The sequence below is a fragment of the Enterobacter sp. JBIWA003 genome (genome assembly GCF_019968825.1).
Classification (GTDB): Bacteria; Pseudomonadota; Gammaproteobacteria; order Enterobacterales; family Enterobacteriaceae; genus Enterobacter; species Enterobacter quasiroggenkampii.
In genome coordinates this window covers 1205876-1220466 of sequence record NZ_CP074170.1, presented here as the reverse complement: position 1 = coordinate 1220466, position 14591 = coordinate 1205876, and the positions used below count along the sequence as shown (strand labels likewise).

General features: G+C 58.0%; 14 protein-coding genes. 10 read left to right on the top strand and 4 right to left on the bottom strand.

The annotated features are described in order from the left end of the window. Positions 1-165: 165 nt before the first annotated feature. The 3 genes from KGP25_RS05775 (at position 166) to KGP25_RS05765 (ending at position 3360) form a co-directional block, all read left to right on the top strand. Positions 166-1665 carry a PTS transporter subunit EIIC gene (locus KGP25_RS05775; protein ID WP_045909726.1) on the top strand — a complete coding sequence of 500 codons (1500 nt, stop codon included), beginning with the start codon at positions 166-168 and terminating at the stop codon, positions 1663-1665. 83 nt (positions 1666-1748) lie between these two features. After that, complete coding sequence (gene malI, locus KGP25_RS05770) at positions 1749-2765, top strand: Mal regulon transcriptional regulator MalI (protein ID WP_223540092.1); 1017 nt, start codon at positions 1749-1751, stop codon at positions 2763-2765. Positions 2766-2838: 73 nt separating this feature from the next. Then, the gene (locus KGP25_RS05765) at positions 2839-3360 is read left to right on the top strand and encodes a metal-dependent hydrolase (protein WP_023326825.1); all 522 of its coding nucleotides are present in this window, start codon (positions 2839-2841) and stop codon (positions 3358-3360) included. An 86-nt stretch (positions 3361-3446) separates the two neighbouring features. Here the strand turns inward: KGP25_RS05765 and cysS are convergent, their stop codons facing one another. Then, positions 3447-4832, bottom strand: coding sequence for a cysteine--tRNA ligase (gene cysS, locus KGP25_RS05760; protein WP_045909729.1), 1386 nt, complete (start codon positions 4830-4832; stop codon positions 3447-3449). 174 nt (positions 4833-5006) lie between these two features. Between cysS and ppiB the strand changes: the two genes are divergently transcribed. The 6 genes from ppiB (at position 5007) to mnmH (ending at position 9474) form a co-directional block, all read left to right on the top strand. Next, complete coding sequence (gene ppiB, locus KGP25_RS05755) at positions 5007-5501, top strand: peptidylprolyl isomerase B (RefSeq protein WP_008499327.1); 495 nt, start codon at positions 5007-5009, stop codon at positions 5499-5501. A 3-nt stretch (positions 5502-5504) separates the two neighbouring features. Then, a complete protein-coding gene (lpxH, locus tag KGP25_RS05750; RefSeq protein WP_063621920.1) occupies positions 5505-6227 on the top strand; it encodes a UDP-2,3-diacylglucosamine diphosphatase in 723 nt (240 codons plus the stop codon). A gap of 136 nt (positions 6228-6363) precedes the next feature. After that, positions 6364-6573, top strand: a complete 210-nt coding sequence (locus tag KGP25_RS05745) for a YdgH/BhsA/McbA-like domain containing protein (RefSeq protein WP_008499325.1) — start codon at positions 6364-6366, stop codon at positions 6571-6573. A 171-nt stretch (positions 6574-6744) separates the two neighbouring features. Next, complete coding sequence (gene purE, locus KGP25_RS05740; RefSeq protein ID WP_023616863.1) at positions 6745-7254, top strand: 5-(carboxyamino)imidazole ribonucleotide mutase; 510 nt, start codon at positions 6745-6747, stop codon at positions 7252-7254. Continuing rightward, the gene (gene purK / locus KGP25_RS05735) at positions 7251-8318 is read left to right on the top strand and encodes a 5-(carboxyamino)imidazole ribonucleotide synthase (RefSeq protein WP_111967319.1); all 1068 of its coding nucleotides are present in this window, start codon (positions 7251-7253) and stop codon (positions 8316-8318) included. Before purE ends, purK begins: the two co-directional genes overlap by 4 nt. A gap of 85 nt (positions 8319-8403) precedes the next feature. Continuing rightward, entirely contained in the window at positions 8404-9474 is a 1071-nt protein-coding gene (gene mnmH, locus KGP25_RS05730; protein WP_223540091.1) for a tRNA 2-selenouridine(34) synthase MnmH, read from the top strand. Positions 9475-9564: 90 nt separating this feature from the next. Here mnmH and KGP25_RS05725 read toward each other — a convergent pair whose 3' ends face one another. The 3 genes from KGP25_RS05725 to ybbA all read right to left on the bottom strand — a co-directional run bounded on the left by KGP25_RS05725 (position 9565) and on the right by ybbA (position 13991). Continuing rightward, complete coding sequence (locus KGP25_RS05725; RefSeq protein ID WP_048030137.1) at positions 9565-10710, bottom strand: porin; 1146 nt, start codon at positions 10708-10710, stop codon at positions 9565-9567. Positions 10711-10893: 183 nt separating this feature from the next. Continuing rightward, positions 10894-13308 carry a putative ABC transporter permease subunit YbbP gene (gene ybbP / locus KGP25_RS05720; RefSeq protein ID WP_223540090.1) on the bottom strand — a complete coding sequence of 805 codons (2415 nt, stop codon included), beginning with the start codon at positions 13306-13308 and terminating at the stop codon, positions 10894-10896. Next, positions 13305-13991 carry a putative ABC transporter ATP-binding protein YbbA gene (gene ybbA, locus KGP25_RS05715; protein WP_008499319.1) on the bottom strand — a complete coding sequence of 229 codons (687 nt, stop codon included), beginning with the start codon at positions 13989-13991 and terminating at the stop codon, positions 13305-13307. Before ybbA ends, ybbP begins: the two co-directional genes overlap by 4 nt. Between ybbA and tesA the strand changes: the two genes are divergently transcribed. Beyond that, the gene (gene tesA, locus KGP25_RS05710) at positions 13962-14585 is read left to right on the top strand and encodes a multifunctional acyl-CoA thioesterase I/protease I/lysophospholipase L1 (RefSeq protein WP_028015818.1); all 624 of its coding nucleotides are present in this window, start codon (positions 13962-13964) and stop codon (positions 14583-14585) included. The genes ybbA and tesA overlap by 30 nt on opposite strands. The last annotated feature ends 6 nt before the right edge of the window (positions 14586-14591 follow it).

Here is a 14591-nt window from a genome sequence, read left to right as displayed (position 1 = left end):
CGGTTATTTATCGATCCACTTCAAATAATCACTATTTCATCTGTTGAAAAGTGAAAATTCAGTTGCGCGTTTTTCACTCTTTGCCCACGATAAGTAGAACGTTCTACTAAAACGTTCTACTTACAATAACAGCGCCAAAAAAAGCGCTACTCGGGGGAAATCAGCATGAGTCTGATATCAGGGTTTGTTAAATCGCTGTCTAAGTTATCGATGATTGGTCGCGCCTTAATGCTGCCAATTTCACTGCTTCCCGCTGCGGGCCTGCTGCTGGCCTTCGGCGATAAGTTCCATCTGCCGCTGATGATGAACGCGGGCGGAGTTATTTTTGATAACCTGCCGATGCTGTTTGCCATTGGTTCTGCCGTGGGCCTGGCGTCAGAATCCGGTATTGCGGCGCTGTCCGCGGCGGTCTCGGTGTTTGTCACCAATATCACCATCAGCACCGTGCTGAGCATCACGCCGGAAATGGCCTCCCAGGGCGGGAAATACGCCATGGTAGTGGGCATTCCGACGCTGCAGATGGGCGTCTTTGGAGGCCTGATCTGCGGTATTCTCGCGGCCTGGTGCTACAACCGCTTCCACACCATGCAGCTTCCGGAATTCCTGGGCTTCTTCTCCGGCAAGCGCTTCGTGGCGATTGCAACGGCGTTCCTCTCGTTCCTGATGGGGCTGCTGCTGCCGTATGTCTGGCAGCATATCCAGGCCGGTATCGACGCCCTCTCCGTGGTCGTTAACGGCGATAATCAGGCGGCCTCGACCTTTATCTTCGGTCTGGTGGAACGCGCGCTGATCCCGCTCGGTCTGCACCATATCTGGTATCCGTCGTTCTGGTATTCGTTTGGGGATTACACCACCCAGGCAGGCCAGGTGATCCACGGCGACCAGACCATCTGGTTCAAGATGCTGGAAGAAGGGGTGAAATCCTTCAGCAGCGACACCTACCAGAACGCCGGTAAGTTCATGCAGGGTGAATTCCCGCTGATGCTGTTCGCGCTGCCTGCGGCGTGCCTGGCGATGTATCACGAAGCCCATACGAAGAATAAAAAAATCGCGGCCGGTATTCTGTTCTCCGCGGCGCTCACCTGCTTCCTGACGGGGATCACCGAACCGGTTGAGTTTACCTTTATCTTCGTGGCACCGATTCTGTACGTCTTTAACGCCATCATGGCGGGCCTGGCCTACATGACTATGTACCTGCTGCATGCGCATATCGCCAAGTCGTTCTCTGCGGGCTTTATCGACTATCTGTCATTCGGGATCCTGCCGTCGTTTAACGGCTACCAGACCCACTTCCTGAGCGCCATTATCATCGGCATTCCAATGGGCCTGATTTATTACTTCACGTTCCGCTTTGTGATCCGTCGTTTCGACGTGAAAACGCCGGGCCGCACTGAAGTAACCGCCAACGCGGATGAGAAATCGGATTCCGAACTCGCGACCGAGATCATCACCCTGCTGGGCGGCGCGCATAACATCGACTCCGTCGGCGCCTGTATCACTCGTCTTCGCCTGGAAGTCACAAAAAGCGAGGCGGTGGATAAAGACGGCCTGAACGGGCTCGGCGCGCGCGGCGTAGTGTTTGTCGGCGACAACGGTATTCAGGTGATTTTCGGTGCCAGAGCACAGTTTATCGCCCAGACCATGTCCACCATGATCGGCAAATAATAAGATGCCTGAACGACACGTCTCCTGTACGCTGGGAGACGTGTTTTATCTGGCTGATAATCGGTAAATTTCAGGGAGCGGTTTTGAAGAAAGTCAGCATTATTGATGTCGCGAAGCACGCGGGCGTGTCGGTTTCCACCGTCTCGCTGGTGCTGCGCCAGAAAGGGAAAATCTCAGAGGCAACGATCGAGAAGGTCAACGCTGCCATCAATACCCTGGGCTATGTTCATAACGTTGCCGCTGCCAACCTTCGCGCCAATACCTCCAACCTGATTGGCCTGATCCTCCGTGACTTTAGCGACAGTTTCTCCATCAAGGTGATGGCGAGCATCGTTCAGGATCTTGAAAAACAGGGGTATATGGTTTTTCTCGGTCAGCCCCAGAACGACCATGACCATCTTGAGCGCTGCCTGCTGTCGTTTAAGCAGCAGGGCGTCGCAGGGGTGATCTATCTGGCCTCGGATACCCGCACCGCCACCCTCCCGGAAAAGATTCGCCACTGCCCTCTGCCGCTGGTGGTGGTCTCGCAGTCGCTGCTGGATGAAAAATGCAATCTGGTGATGCGCGATAACCGACAGGCGGCCAGTCTGGCGGTGCGTTATCTTATCGAACGCGGTCATCGTAATATCGCCTATATTGGCGGACGCGAAGGCTGCCTTATCCGCGAACAGCGCCTGCTCGGTTTTCGCAGCGCGATGGCGCAAAACGGGCTGGTCTGGCGCGATGAATACTCTCCGGCCTGCAGCGATGACACGCTGGCAGCCGGTTTCGCGACCCGCCAACTGCTGGAAAAAAACAATACCATCACCGCCCTGCTCTGCCACTCGCCGGATGCCATGATCGGCTCCATCTCCGGTATTCATCAGGTCGGGCGTACGGTGGGTAAAGATGTGTTTCTGACGCAGCAGGTCGCCCTGGTCGGTTTCGAAGATATGCTCCACGTTAACCTCACCTCGCCCTCGTTTACCTACGTTTCGTCCGCCAGCGAAGAGACGGGGCGTCAGGCGGCCGGGCTGATTATTCGCACGCTGAAGGAGTCGACGCTGCAAACCCAGCGCATTACGCTTTCCGGGCAGCTTATCGCACGCGAGTCGGCGTAAAATCAGAATTTCGCACAGGTTTTTTAGCGCGGAATGACTGCTATATTTCCATGATTTGCCATGGATAATCACAATGCCTACCGTCATTACACACGCTGCTGTTCCGCTTTGCCTGGGCTTAGGCCTGGGGACAAAAGTTATCCCACCCCGCCTGCTGTTTGCCGGCATTGTTCTCGCCATGCTGCCAGATGCCGACGTGCTGGCATTTAAGTTCGGCGTCGCGTATGGCAACGTTTTCGGCCATCGCGGCTTTACCCACTCCCTGCTGTTTGCCTTCGTGGTGCCGATACTTTGCGTACTAACTGGCCGACGGTGGTTCAGGGCCAGCCTGACGCGGTGCTGGCTGTTTTTAACCGTGTCACTGCTGTCGCACAGCCTGCTGGATTCGATTACCACAGGCGGGAAAGGCGTCGGCTGGCTGTGGCCGTGGTCGGATGAACGCTTCTTTGCGCCGTGGCAAGTGATTAAGGTCGCGCCGTTTGCGCTCTCACGCTATACCACGCCGTACGGGCATCAGGTGATTATTTCAGAGCTGCTGTGGGTGTGGCTGCCGGGGGTCGTGCTGATGGGAATGTTGTGGTGGAAAAGAAGGTAAAAAAAAGCCGGGTGGCGGCTGCGCCTTACCCGGCCTACTTTTGCCTGTAGGCCCGGCAAGCGTGAGCGCCACCGGGCGTTACAGACTTACTTACGGCGCCAGGTGGTGCCCTGTGGGCCGTCTTCCAGAATAATACCCATCTCGGTCAGACGGTTACGCGCCGCATCTGCCGCCGCCCAGTCCTTCGCCTGACGCGCTTCCAGACGCGCCTTGATCAACGCTTCAATCTCCGCCACTTCGCCGTCGTCCGCCTGCGCACCGCTCTGCAGGAACGCGTCCGGCTCCTGCTCCAGCAGGCCAAGCACGGCAGAGAGCTTACGCAGATGGGACGCCAACGCATTCGCCGCGGCCATATCTTCTGACTTCAGGCGGTTCACTTCGCGCGCCATGTCGAACAGCACGGAGTAGGCTTCCGGGGTGTTGAAGTCGTCGTTCATCACCTCAACAAAGCGCGCTTCGAACGCTTCGCCGCCTGCCGCCGGAACAGACTTGTCGGTACCGCGCAGCGCGGTGTAGAGACGCTCCAGCGCCGAGCGCGCCTGTTTCAGGTTCTCTTCGCTGTAGTTCAGCTGGCTGCGATAGTGGCCGGACATCAGGAAGTAGCGCACGGTTTCCGCGTCGTAGTATTTCAGCACGTCGCGCACGGTAAAGAAGTTACCCAGCGATTTCGACATCTTCTCGCGGTCAACCATTACCATCCCGGAGTGCATCCAGTAATTCACGTACTCGCCGCCGTGGGCGCAGGTGGACTGCGCGATTTCGTTTTCGTGGTGCGGGAACATCAGGTCTGAGCCGCCGCCGTGAATGTCGAAGTGCTTGCCCAGCTGTTTGCAGTTCATCGCAGAACATTCAATGTGCCAGCCCGGACGGCCTTCGCCCCACGGGGATGGCCAGCTTGGCTCACCCTCTTTGGACATCTTCCACAGCACGAAGTCCATCGGGTTACGCTTCACGTCAACCACGTCAACGCGCGCGCCGGCCTGGAGCTGATCCAGATCCTGACGGGAAAGCGCACCGTAGGTTGGGTCCGTCGGCACGGAGAACATCACGTCGCCGTTGTCGGCAACATACGCATGACCGCGGGCGATCAGCTTTTCGGTGATCTCGATGATTTCGTGAATATGGTGGGTCGCGCGCGGCTCGCTGTCCGGACGCAGAATATTCAGGGCGTCGAAGTCTTTGTGCATCTCAGCGATCATGCGATCCACCAGCGCGACAAAGCTTTCGCCATTTTCATTCGCGCGCTTGATGATCTTATCGTCGATGTCGGTGATGTTGCGCACGTATTTCAGGTTGTACCCCAGAAAACGCAGGTAGCGTGACACCACGTCGAAGGCGACAAAGGTACGGCCATGGCCAATGTGACAGAGATCGTAAACCGTAATACCACACACGTACATGCCGACTTCCCCGGCATGGATAGGTTTAAATTCCTCTTTTTGGCGCGTCATTGTATTAAAGATTTTTAACATCGAAGATTCCATGTAAACACGTGTGTGGTTGAAAACCGGCTATTCTACCCGTAATTCAAACCCGAAGCAGCACACAATGCAAGGTGATCGCATCCTGTGGTTATGCTATAACAAGCCCCTATAGATGACCCGAAGGCGGGTCGACGTACCACAATAACGGAACAGGATGCAAAAATGGTTACTTTCCACACTAATCATGGCGATATCGTAATCAAAACCTTTGATGACAAAGCGCCTGAAACAGTTAAAAACTTCCTGGACTACTGCCGCGAAGGTTTCTACAACAACACCATTTTCCACCGCGTGATCAACGGTTTTATGATCCAGGGCGGCGGTTTCGAACCTGGCATGAACCAGAAAGCCACTAAAGAGCCGATCAAGAACGAAGCGAACAACGGCCTGAAAAACACCCGCGGCACGCTGGCGATGGCGCGTACTCAGGCGCCTCACTCTGCTACTGCACAGTTCTTCATTAACGTGGCGGACAACGACTTCCTGAACTTCTCCGGCGAAAGCCTGCAGGGTTGGGGCTACTGCGTATTCGCAGAAGTGGTTGAAGGTATGGACGTGGTTGACAAGATCAAAGCCGTCTCTACTGGCCGCAGCGGTATGCACCAGGACGTTCCAAAAGAAGACGTTGTGATTACAAGCGTGACCGTCAGCGAGTAATTGGTGGCGACACTCTTTATTGCGGATCTTCATCTGCAAACAGAAGAACCGGCGATAACCGCCGGTTTTCTGCGTTTTTTACGCGGTGAAGCGAAAAGCGCCGATGCGCTGTACATCCTGGGCGACCTCTTTGAAGCCTGGATTGGCGACGATGATCCTAACCCGCTGCACCGTGAAATGGCCGACGCCATTCACGCGCTGGTTGATTCGGGCGTCCCCTGCTACTTCATTCACGGCAACCGTGATTTCCTGATCGGCAAGCGCTACGCCCGTGAAAGCGGCATGACGCTGCTGCCGGAAGAACAGGTGCTCGACCTCTACGGCCGCAAGGTGCTGATTATGCACGGCGACACGCTCTGCACCGACGATACCGGCTACCTGGCGTTTCGCGCCAAAGTCCACACCCCGTGGATCCAGAAAGTGTTCCTTGCTCTGCCGCTGTTTATCCGCAACCGCATCGCCGCCAGAATGCGCGCAGGCAGTAAAGCCGCCAACAGCAGCAAATCCATGACCATCATGGACGTCAATCCACAGGCGGTCGTGCGGGTGATGGAAAAGCATGACGTTCAGTGGCTCATCCACGGTCATACCCATCGTCCTGACGTGCATTCCCTTATCGCCAACGGCGAACCGGCCCATCGCGTGGTGTTGGGTGCCTGGCACACCGAAGGCTCCATGGTCAAAGTCACGCCTGAGGGTGTGGAGCTGATTGCGTTTCCGTTTTAACCCCCTTCACATTATTCTATTTTTTTGAACAATATTGGCAAATTGTTTCGATTTTAATCAGCCCGTGGTCGGCCTATTATTTATCACATCAGGGCAACATGCCCTATCCCAGACAAAACACTTAAGGAATACGACCATGAAATCCATCAAAACTTTCGTTGCAGTTGCGGCTCTCTCCCTGGTTTCTTTCGGTTCTTTCGCGCAGAGCGTGAGTGCAACCGCCTCTACCCTTGACCGCGCAGAAGCGAAAATCGCTGCACAGGCTGCTGAACAGGGCGCGTCTTACAAAATCACCAGCGCGAAGGTCGACAACCGCGTCTATATGACCGCAGAACTGACGAAATAATGATTGCCCTTCGACAAAAACAGACCGCCAGAATGCGGTCTGTTTTGTTATGAATTGATGGCAACAACGGCTCAAGATTTAACCGCGCAACCGTTTTCCTTGCCCGTATAACATGCTATTCTCTGTGCCCTCGAAAGCAGTGTGTTTCGCACCACAGGAGTTTTAAGACGCATGTCTTCCCGCAATAATCCGGCGCGTGTCGCCATCGTGATGGGGTCCAAAAGCGACTGGGCTACCATGCAGTTCGCCGCCGAAATCTTTGACATCCTGAATGTTCCGCACCACGTTGAAGTGGTCTCCGCGCACCGTACACCGGACAAACTGTTCAGCTTCGCCGAAAGCGCCGAAGAGAACGGTTATGAGGTGATCATTGCTGGTGCGGGCGGCGCAGCACATCTGCCGGGCATGATTGCCGCCAAAACCCTGGTGCCGGTGCTGGGCGTCCCGGTACAAAGCGCCGCGTTAAGCGGTGTGGATAGCCTCTACTCCATCGTCCAGATGCCGCGTGGCATTCCCGTCGGCACGCTGGCGATTGGTAAAGCGGGTGCCGCCAATGCCGCCCTGCTGGCCGCGCAGATCCTGGCGACGCACGATAAAGACTTACATCAGCGTCTGGCGGCGTGGCGTAAAGCCCAGACCGACGAGGTGCTGGACAATCCAGACCCGCGGGGTGCCGCATGAAGCAGGTTTGCGTTCTCGGTAACGGCCAGCTAGGCCGCATGCTGCGTCAGGCTGGCGAACCGCTGGCGATTTCCGTCTGGCCCGTCGGCCTGGACGCCGAGCCGGAAGCGGTACCGTTCCACCAGAGCGTCATTACCGCTGAGATCGAACGCTGGCCGGAGACCGCCCTGACCCGCGAGCTGGCGCGTCATAACGCCTTCGTTAACCGCGACGTGTTCCCGATCATTGCCGACCGTCTGACGCAAAAGCAGCTTTTCGACAAGCTGGGCCTCGCAACCGCACCGTGGCAACTCCTGTCTGATAAAAACGAGTGGAACGACGTCTTCGCCATGCTGGGCGAGCTGGCGATCGTGAAGCGCCGCGTGGGTGGCTACGATGGCCGCGGCCAGTGGCGCCTGCGCGCAGGCGACACCGCCGAGCTGCCGGATGATTGCTACGGCGAGTGCATTGTTGAGCAGGGCATTAACTTTAGCGGTGAAGTGTCGCTGGTTGGCGCGCGTGGACATGACGGGCACACCGTGTTTTATCCGCTGACGCATAACCTCCATCAGGACGGCATTCTGCGCACCAGCGTGGCCTTCCCGCAGGCCAATGCTGACCACCAGGCGCAGGCGGAAGAGATGCTCTCTGCCATCATGCACGAGCTCGGGTACGTGGGTGTGATGGCGATGGAGTGCTTTATCACCCCGTCTGGTCTGCTGATCAACGAGCTGGCACCGCGCGTGCATAACAGCGGCCACTGGACGCAAAACGGCGCCTCCATCAGCCAGTTCGAGCTGCACCTGCGCGCAATTACCGACCTGCCGCTGCCGCAGCCGGTGGTGAACAGCCCGTCGGTGATGATCAACCTGATCGGAACCGATCTGAACTACGACTGGCTGAAGCTGCCGCTGGTGCATCTGCACTGGTATGACAAAGAGGTTCGTCCGGGTCGTAAGGTTGGCCACCTGAACCTCAACGACAGCGACACGGGCCGTCTGAGCGCCACGCTGGAAGCCATGATCCCGCTCCTGCCGCCGGAATACGCGAGCGGTATTGTCTGGGCACAGTCAAAGCTTAAATAGTTATCCCTCCGCCGGGGAGTTGACCTCCTCTTTCCCCGGCGTACAATTCCCGCCCATTGCTGCTTAGCTTTCTTCTGGAATAACCATGAACGATGGAACGGACTATCGCGCGATCCTCGCGTCCGATACCCCTTTAATCGACGTTCGCGCGCCGATCGAATTTGCCCAGGGCGCGATGCCAGCGGCAGTCAACCTGCCTTTAATGAATGATGACGAGCGCGCCGCCGTCGGCACCTGTTATAAACGTCAGGGACCGGACGCCGCGCTGGCGCTCGGCCATCGCCTGGTGAGCGGCGACACGCGTGAGGCCCGCATCAACGCCTGGCGCGAGGCCAGCCTTGCCCATCCTGAGGGCTTTCTCTGCTGCGCGCGCGGCGGCCAGCGCTCGCATATCTCGCAGGCCTGGCTGAAAGAGGCGGGTATCGACTACCCGCTAATCCGCGGTGGCTATAAGGCCCTGCGCCAGACGGCAATTCAGGTGACCATTGAGCAGTCGCAAAAGCCGATGGTGCTTATTGGCGGCTGTACCGGGAACGGTAAAACCCTGCTGGTGAAGCAGCATGCACAGGGTATCGATCTGGAAGGACTGGCGCACCATCGCGGTTCATCGTTTGGTCGCACGCTGACGCCGCAGCTTTCCCAGGCCAGCTTTGAAAATCACCTTGCGGTTGAGCTATTGAAAAAAGATTCCGCGCGCTGGGTGCTGGAAGATGAAGGTCGGATGATTGGCTCGAACCACCTGCCAGCCTGCCTGCGCGACCGCATGGTTGAAGCCCCTATCGTGGTGGTAGAGGATCCGTTTGAGATCCGTCTTGAGCGCCTGCGCGAAGAGTATTTCGACCATATGTGGGCGGATTTTTCTGCTGCCTACGGCGAGGAAGCAGGCTGGAAAGAATACAGCGAGTACCTGCATCACGGCCTGTTCGCCATTCGTCGCCGCCTGGGGCTGCAGCGCTTTGCGGAATTTACCGCGCTGTTAGATTCCGCGCTTTTGGAACAGCAACGATCTGGCAGCACGGACGCGCACTTCAGCTGGCTTGTACCGCTCCTGAACGACTATTACGACCCGATGTACGGCTATCAGCTGGAGAAAAAGGCGGAGAAGATTGTCTATCGCGGGACGTACGAAGAAATTGCTGAGTGGCTTGATCGCTGAAAAATAAAGCCGGGTGGCGGCTACGCCTTACCCGGCCTACGCGTACTGTTGTAGCCCCGGTAAGCGCAGCGCCACCGGGGAACAGACGGCTTAGAAGTCGTAACGCAGACGCACCAGGTTCATGTCGCCCAGGTTGTCGGTGCTGGAAGTGAACACGTGTTCGTAATCCACGCGGAAACCGTAATCCAGCTGGAAGCTGATACCCACGCCGTTGTCGATGCGCTGGTAGTTACGGCCGTTCACGTACTCAATGCGGTCACCCATGAAGTAAGGCTGGATGGATTTAACCGCGTACTGACCGATTGGGAATTTATAACCTGCGAAGTACTCAATACCCCACGCGTCGCCCGCAAAGTAATCGTTAACAGACACTTTTTTGGTGGTCAGGAAGTTCTGGTACCAGCCGCCGCCTGCGGAGAAGGTCCAGTTGTCCGGGGTCCAGCTCAGCGCGGTACCGAGAATGTTCTGGTCGTAGGTTTTGCTGTCGCCGTTGTCCGGGTTACGCATGTCGGCGCGAGTGTAGTTCCACGCGGCGCCCCAGGTCAGGTCGGTAGTCAGGTGGTAATCCAGGCCCAGTGAACCGCCGCCTTTACGCTTGTAGCGCAGGCCGTTGCCCGGCAGGTATTCACTGTCTTCAAACAGGTAGGATGCATAAATATCAGCATCGCCCACGGTTTTCTTATATTTCAGCATCTGGCGTGAACGGTAAGAACCGTCGTAGTCGCCATTGATCCCGTTACCTGGCGCCTGAGCGATCATGTCGTAGTCCCAGATATCGGTTTTCGCGCCCACCACATCATAGTAAACGCTGTTCTGTTGACCGAAGGTCAGCGTACCCCAGGTGTCGCTCTTCAGACCGGTGTAGAGCATACGACGCGTGGTGTCGTGTGCGCCTTCGGCGTAGTGGTGATCCCAGTTAAACTGCGCAGGAATGTTCACACCCAGCTCGTAGTAGCTGATCCAGCTGATGTCATCAAACAGGTAGTAATCTGCAGCGAAACGGAAACGGGTGCCGCCGTCAAAGCCGTTACGCTTGTAGCTGTTTTTACCGTCGTCGCCGGTCATGTTCTGGAACTGAGGACGAATACTGCCGCCAACGGTGAAGTTCAGGCGGCTCAGCGGGTTACCCGCCTGAGGATCCTGCTTAAGAACGGTGATTTCCGCCTGAGAAGCGAAGGTCGTTAATGCCACTGCCGCGCCGATCGTTGCCGCCAGCGCTGATTTTTTTATAGTCATTATTTTTCCTTAATAGACACGCTGCTAAATATTTAGCGGGTGAATATTAACTGGAAATAATCGGGCTGTGTGGTTGGGTTTTTAATGTTTTGTGCTACTAAATGAGTGGGTATTATCACTTTGTGCTATTTAAACACTACGCACCGGCATAAAAATCCGGTGCGTAATTATCACCATACTAAATCAACTCGCAAACTGACGGAACAGGGCTTTGCCCTTTAACAGCCGCGTGCCGAGCCAGCCTCCGCAGAGAGAAAGCAGCGCAGCGCCGCACAGAGGCAGGATCAACCAAAGACGCCAGTCAGGCTCCCACGGGAAGTCGAAGACCTTTGTCTGCAGCACCGCCAGCGCCGTCTCTGCGCCAATGGCGGCCACCAGACCGGCCACCAGCCCCAGCAGCGCAAACTCGCTCCAGAGCGTCATTCGCAGCAGCCGCTTACCGGCCCCCAGCGTGCGGTAAACCACCAGTTCCTGATGGCGCTGGCGCATGCCCACCTGCACCTGGGCCAGCAGCAACAGCACGCCGCAGATCGTCACCAGCACCACCATGACCTCCAGCGCGCGACTCACCTGCTCCAGCACCTGCCCCACCTGCTTCAGGATCGCCCCAATATCCAGCAGGCTGACCGTCGGAAACTCCCGGTTAAGCTGGGTCAGCATGCCGTTACCGTTTTCCCAGCGGAAGCTGGTCAGCCAGCTCTGGGGTTGACCGTCCAGCGCCCCCGGCGGGAAGATAAAGAAGAAGTTGGGCCGCAGGCTTTCCCAGTCCACTTTACGCAGGCTGGTCACTTTCGCGGTGAAATCCTGGGTATCCCCTGTGAAGGTGACGCTGTCTCCCAGCTTCACGTTCAGGCGCGTCGCCAGCCCCTCCTCCATCGACACCTCTCCCGCTTTCGGCGGCCAGGTGCCGGCGGTTATCGGGTTGTGGTCAGGGCGTTTCTCCTGCCAGGTGAGGTTCAGCTCGCGGTTCAGCGACTCGTCCTTGTTCCCCTCCGTTGGCTGCCCGTTGATCTGCGTCAGACGCGCGCGAACGATAGGATAGAACGACTCGGGGATGATGTGATGCTCCGCCAGGAAGCCCTTCAGCGGCGTAACCTGCTCAGGGGCGATATTGATAAGGAAATAGTTCGGGCTTTCCGGCGGAAGCTGCTGCTGCCAGCGATCGAGCAGATCGCCGCGCAGCACCAGCAGCAGTGCCAGCAGCATAAACGACAGCGAGAACGCCGACAGCTGGCTGAGCGTAGACCAGGGCTGGTGCAGCAGACGGTTGACCGCCAGGCGCACGGGCAGGGATTTTACCGTCACCCTTTTCAGGAGGTTGAGCAGTATCCAGCCCAGCACGCCGCACAGCAGCGCCAGCACAACCGCCCCGGCCAGCACCGCCCACAGCAGCGTGCTGCCGCCCATCAGCCACGCCAGCAGCCCCACCGCCACCGCAATAATCACCGGAAGGTAGAACTTCAGCGGCCAGACGTTCGCCACCACATCGTTGCGAAGCACGCGCAGCGGCTGCGTGGCGAGCAGCAGGCGGTAAGGCCGGAGCCCCACCAGCACCGAGATCACCGTCATCGCGCCCATCGCCCACAACCACGGCCAGAGGCTGGCCGGCGGCAATACGGCCGGGAGCACCGGTTTTAGCATCACCATCAGCAGTTTTTCAAACAGCAGCCCCATTATTCCGCCGGTCAGCGCCGACAGGACCAGCAGCATCAGCCACTGGCCGACGATCAGCTTGCGCAGCTGCGCCCGGCCCGCCCCCAGGGTTTTGAGGATCGCCACCAGGTCGTAGCGGCTGCGGCAGTAGTGCCCCATCGCCACGGCCACCGCCGCCACCGCCAGCAGCAGGGTCAACAGGGCCGACAGCAGCAGGAACTGCTGAGAGCGCTCCAGAGATTTACCGAGCGCCCCCTCGTCCTGCTCCAGCCCGTACCAGCGGTGTTCCGGTTTGAGCTGCGGCAGAAGCCATTTTTCATACGCGTCAAGCTGGGCGGGCGTGCCGCCAAATTTATAGCGCCAGGTAACGCGGCTGCCCGGCTGTACCGCATGGGTGGCCGCGACATCCGCGGTGTTCATCAGCAGACGCGGCGCAAGCTGGAACGGGTTAAATCCGCCGTCGGGCTCCTGCACCACTTCCCCGGCAATCCTGAGGGTAGCGTCACCGACGTCAATACTGTCGCCGGGTTTCAGGTTCAGCAGCGCCATCAGACGCGATGCCAGCAGCACCGTACCGGGCATCGGCTTTAATCCCGGCGGGCGGGTCTGCAAGTCACCGTACATCGGGTAGATATTATCGACGGCCTTGACGCTCGCCAGCTGCGGCGTGTCGCCCGCGAAGGTCATGGTCTGGAAGGTGAGCTGCTCCCCCACCTTCAGCCCTTCTTTACGCGCTGCGTCAATCCAGCCCGGCGGCACGGGGCGGGAGCTTTCCAGCGCCCTGTCACCCACCATAAACTCCCGGCTCTGCTGGCTGAGCCCTTTTTCCATGCGGTCACTGACGCTGCCGAGCGCCAGCACGCAGGCCACCGCCAGGCTGAGCGCCAGCCAGACAATCAGCAGCGAGGGCGAGCGCCACTCGCGCCAGAACCAGCGGGTAATCATGCTTCCTCCTGCAGAACACCGTTGACCAGCCGCAGGCGACGGTCGCAGCGCGCCGCGAGCTGCGGATCGTGGGTCACGAGGATAAGCGTAGTGCCGTGCTCGCGGTTGAGCGAAAACAGCAGGTCGGCAATCCGGTCTCCGGTTTTACGGTCAAGGTTGCCGGTAGGCTCATCGGCAAACAGCACCTCAGGGCGGCCATTGAACGCGCGGGCCAGCGCCACGCGCTGCTGCTCACCGCCGGAAAGCTGGGCGGGAAGATGGTCGAGACGTTTACCCAGACCGAGCTGTTCCAGCAGCGCCTTCGCGTGAGCGCGGCTTTCACGGCTATTTTCACCGCGCAGCAGCGCAGGGAGTTCGACGTTTTCCAGGGCGTTCAGGGTCGGGATCAGCATAAAGGACTGAAAGACAAAACCAACGTGACGCGCGCGCAGCGCGGCCCGCGCCTCTTCATCAAGCTGATGCAGCGGCTGCCCGACAAGGTGGACCTCACCGCTGCTGCCGTCGTCCAGACCGGCTAAAATCGCCAGCAGCGTGGACTTACCGGAACCGGATTCGCCAATCAGCGCAATGGTTTCAGCGCGTTTGACAACGAGTTCAACTCCGGTAAGGATGGAAAGCTCGTGCTCCCCCTGACCGACGGACTTCTTAAGATGATGAACTTCAACACTGTTTTCCGCTGGCATTTGCCCTTCCTGTTTTTGATTCTGATGACTTTCCGCGCGGCGGCAGCGGACACGTTACTGGTTCTCGGCGACAGCCTGAGCGCTGGCTATCGCATGGCGGCCAGCGCGGCCTGGCCCGCTCTGCTTAATGACAAATGGCAGAGCAAAACGGCTGTAATCAACGCCAGCATCAGCGGCGACACCTCGCAGCAGGGGCTGTCGCGCCTGCCTGCGCTGCTCAAACAGCATCAGCCACGGTGGGTGCTGGTTGAGCTTGGCGGTAATGATGGCCTGCGCGGTTTCCAGCCTCAGCAAACGGAGAATACACTGCGCACCATTTTGCAGGACATCAGGGCGGCAAACGCCCAGCCGCTGCTGATGCAAATTCGCCTGCCCGCCAACTACGGTCGTCGGTATAATGAGGCCTTTAGCGCGATCTACCCCAAGCTTGCCAAAGAGTTTGATATTCCGCTGCTGCCATTTTTCATGGAAGAGGTCTATCTCAAACCCCAGTGGATGCAAGACGACGGGATCCACCCCAATCGCGATGCGCAGCCGTTTATTGCCGACTGGATGGCAACGCGGCTGGCTCCTTTAGTTAAACATGACTCCTGATTAAGC

Coding starts and splice junctions, on each gene's coding strand:
- KGP25_RS05775 (WP_045909726.1), top strand. CDS start 166: ATGAGTCTGATATCAGGGTTTGTTAAATCGCTGTCTAAGTTATCGATG.
- KGP25_RS05765 (WP_023326825.1), top strand. CDS start 2,839: ATGCCTACCGTCATTACACACGCTGCTGTTCCGCTTTGCCTGGGCTTA.
- cysS (WP_045909729.1), bottom strand. CDS start 4,832: ATGTTAAAAATCTTTAATACAATGACGCGCCAAAAAGAGGAATTTAAA.
- ppiB (WP_008499327.1), top strand. CDS start 5,007: ATGGTTACTTTCCACACTAATCATGGCGATATCGTAATCAAAACCTTT.
- KGP25_RS05745 (WP_008499325.1), top strand. CDS start 6,364: ATGAAATCCATCAAAACTTTCGTTGCAGTTGCGGCTCTCTCCCTGGTT.
- purE (WP_023616863.1), top strand. CDS start 6,745: ATGTCTTCCCGCAATAATCCGGCGCGTGTCGCCATCGTGATGGGGTCC.
- purK (WP_111967319.1), top strand. CDS start 7,251: ATGAAGCAGGTTTGCGTTCTCGGTAACGGCCAGCTAGGCCGCATGCTG.
- mnmH (WP_223540091.1), top strand. CDS start 8,404: ATGAACGATGGAACGGACTATCGCGCGATCCTCGCGTCCGATACCCCT.
- KGP25_RS05725 (WP_048030137.1), bottom strand. CDS start 10,710: ATGACTATAAAAAAATCAGCGCTGGCGGCAACGATCGGCGCGGCAGTG.
- ybbP (WP_223540090.1), bottom strand. CDS start 13,308: ATGATTACCCGCTGGTTCTGGCGCGAGTGGCGCTCGCCCTCGCTGCTG.
- tesA (WP_028015818.1), top strand. CDS start 13,962: ATGAACTTCAACACTGTTTTCCGCTGGCATTTGCCCTTCCTGTTTTTG.
- ybbA (WP_008499319.1), bottom strand. CDS start 13,991: ATGCCAGCGGAAAACAGTGTTGAAGTTCATCATCTTAAGAAGTCCGTC.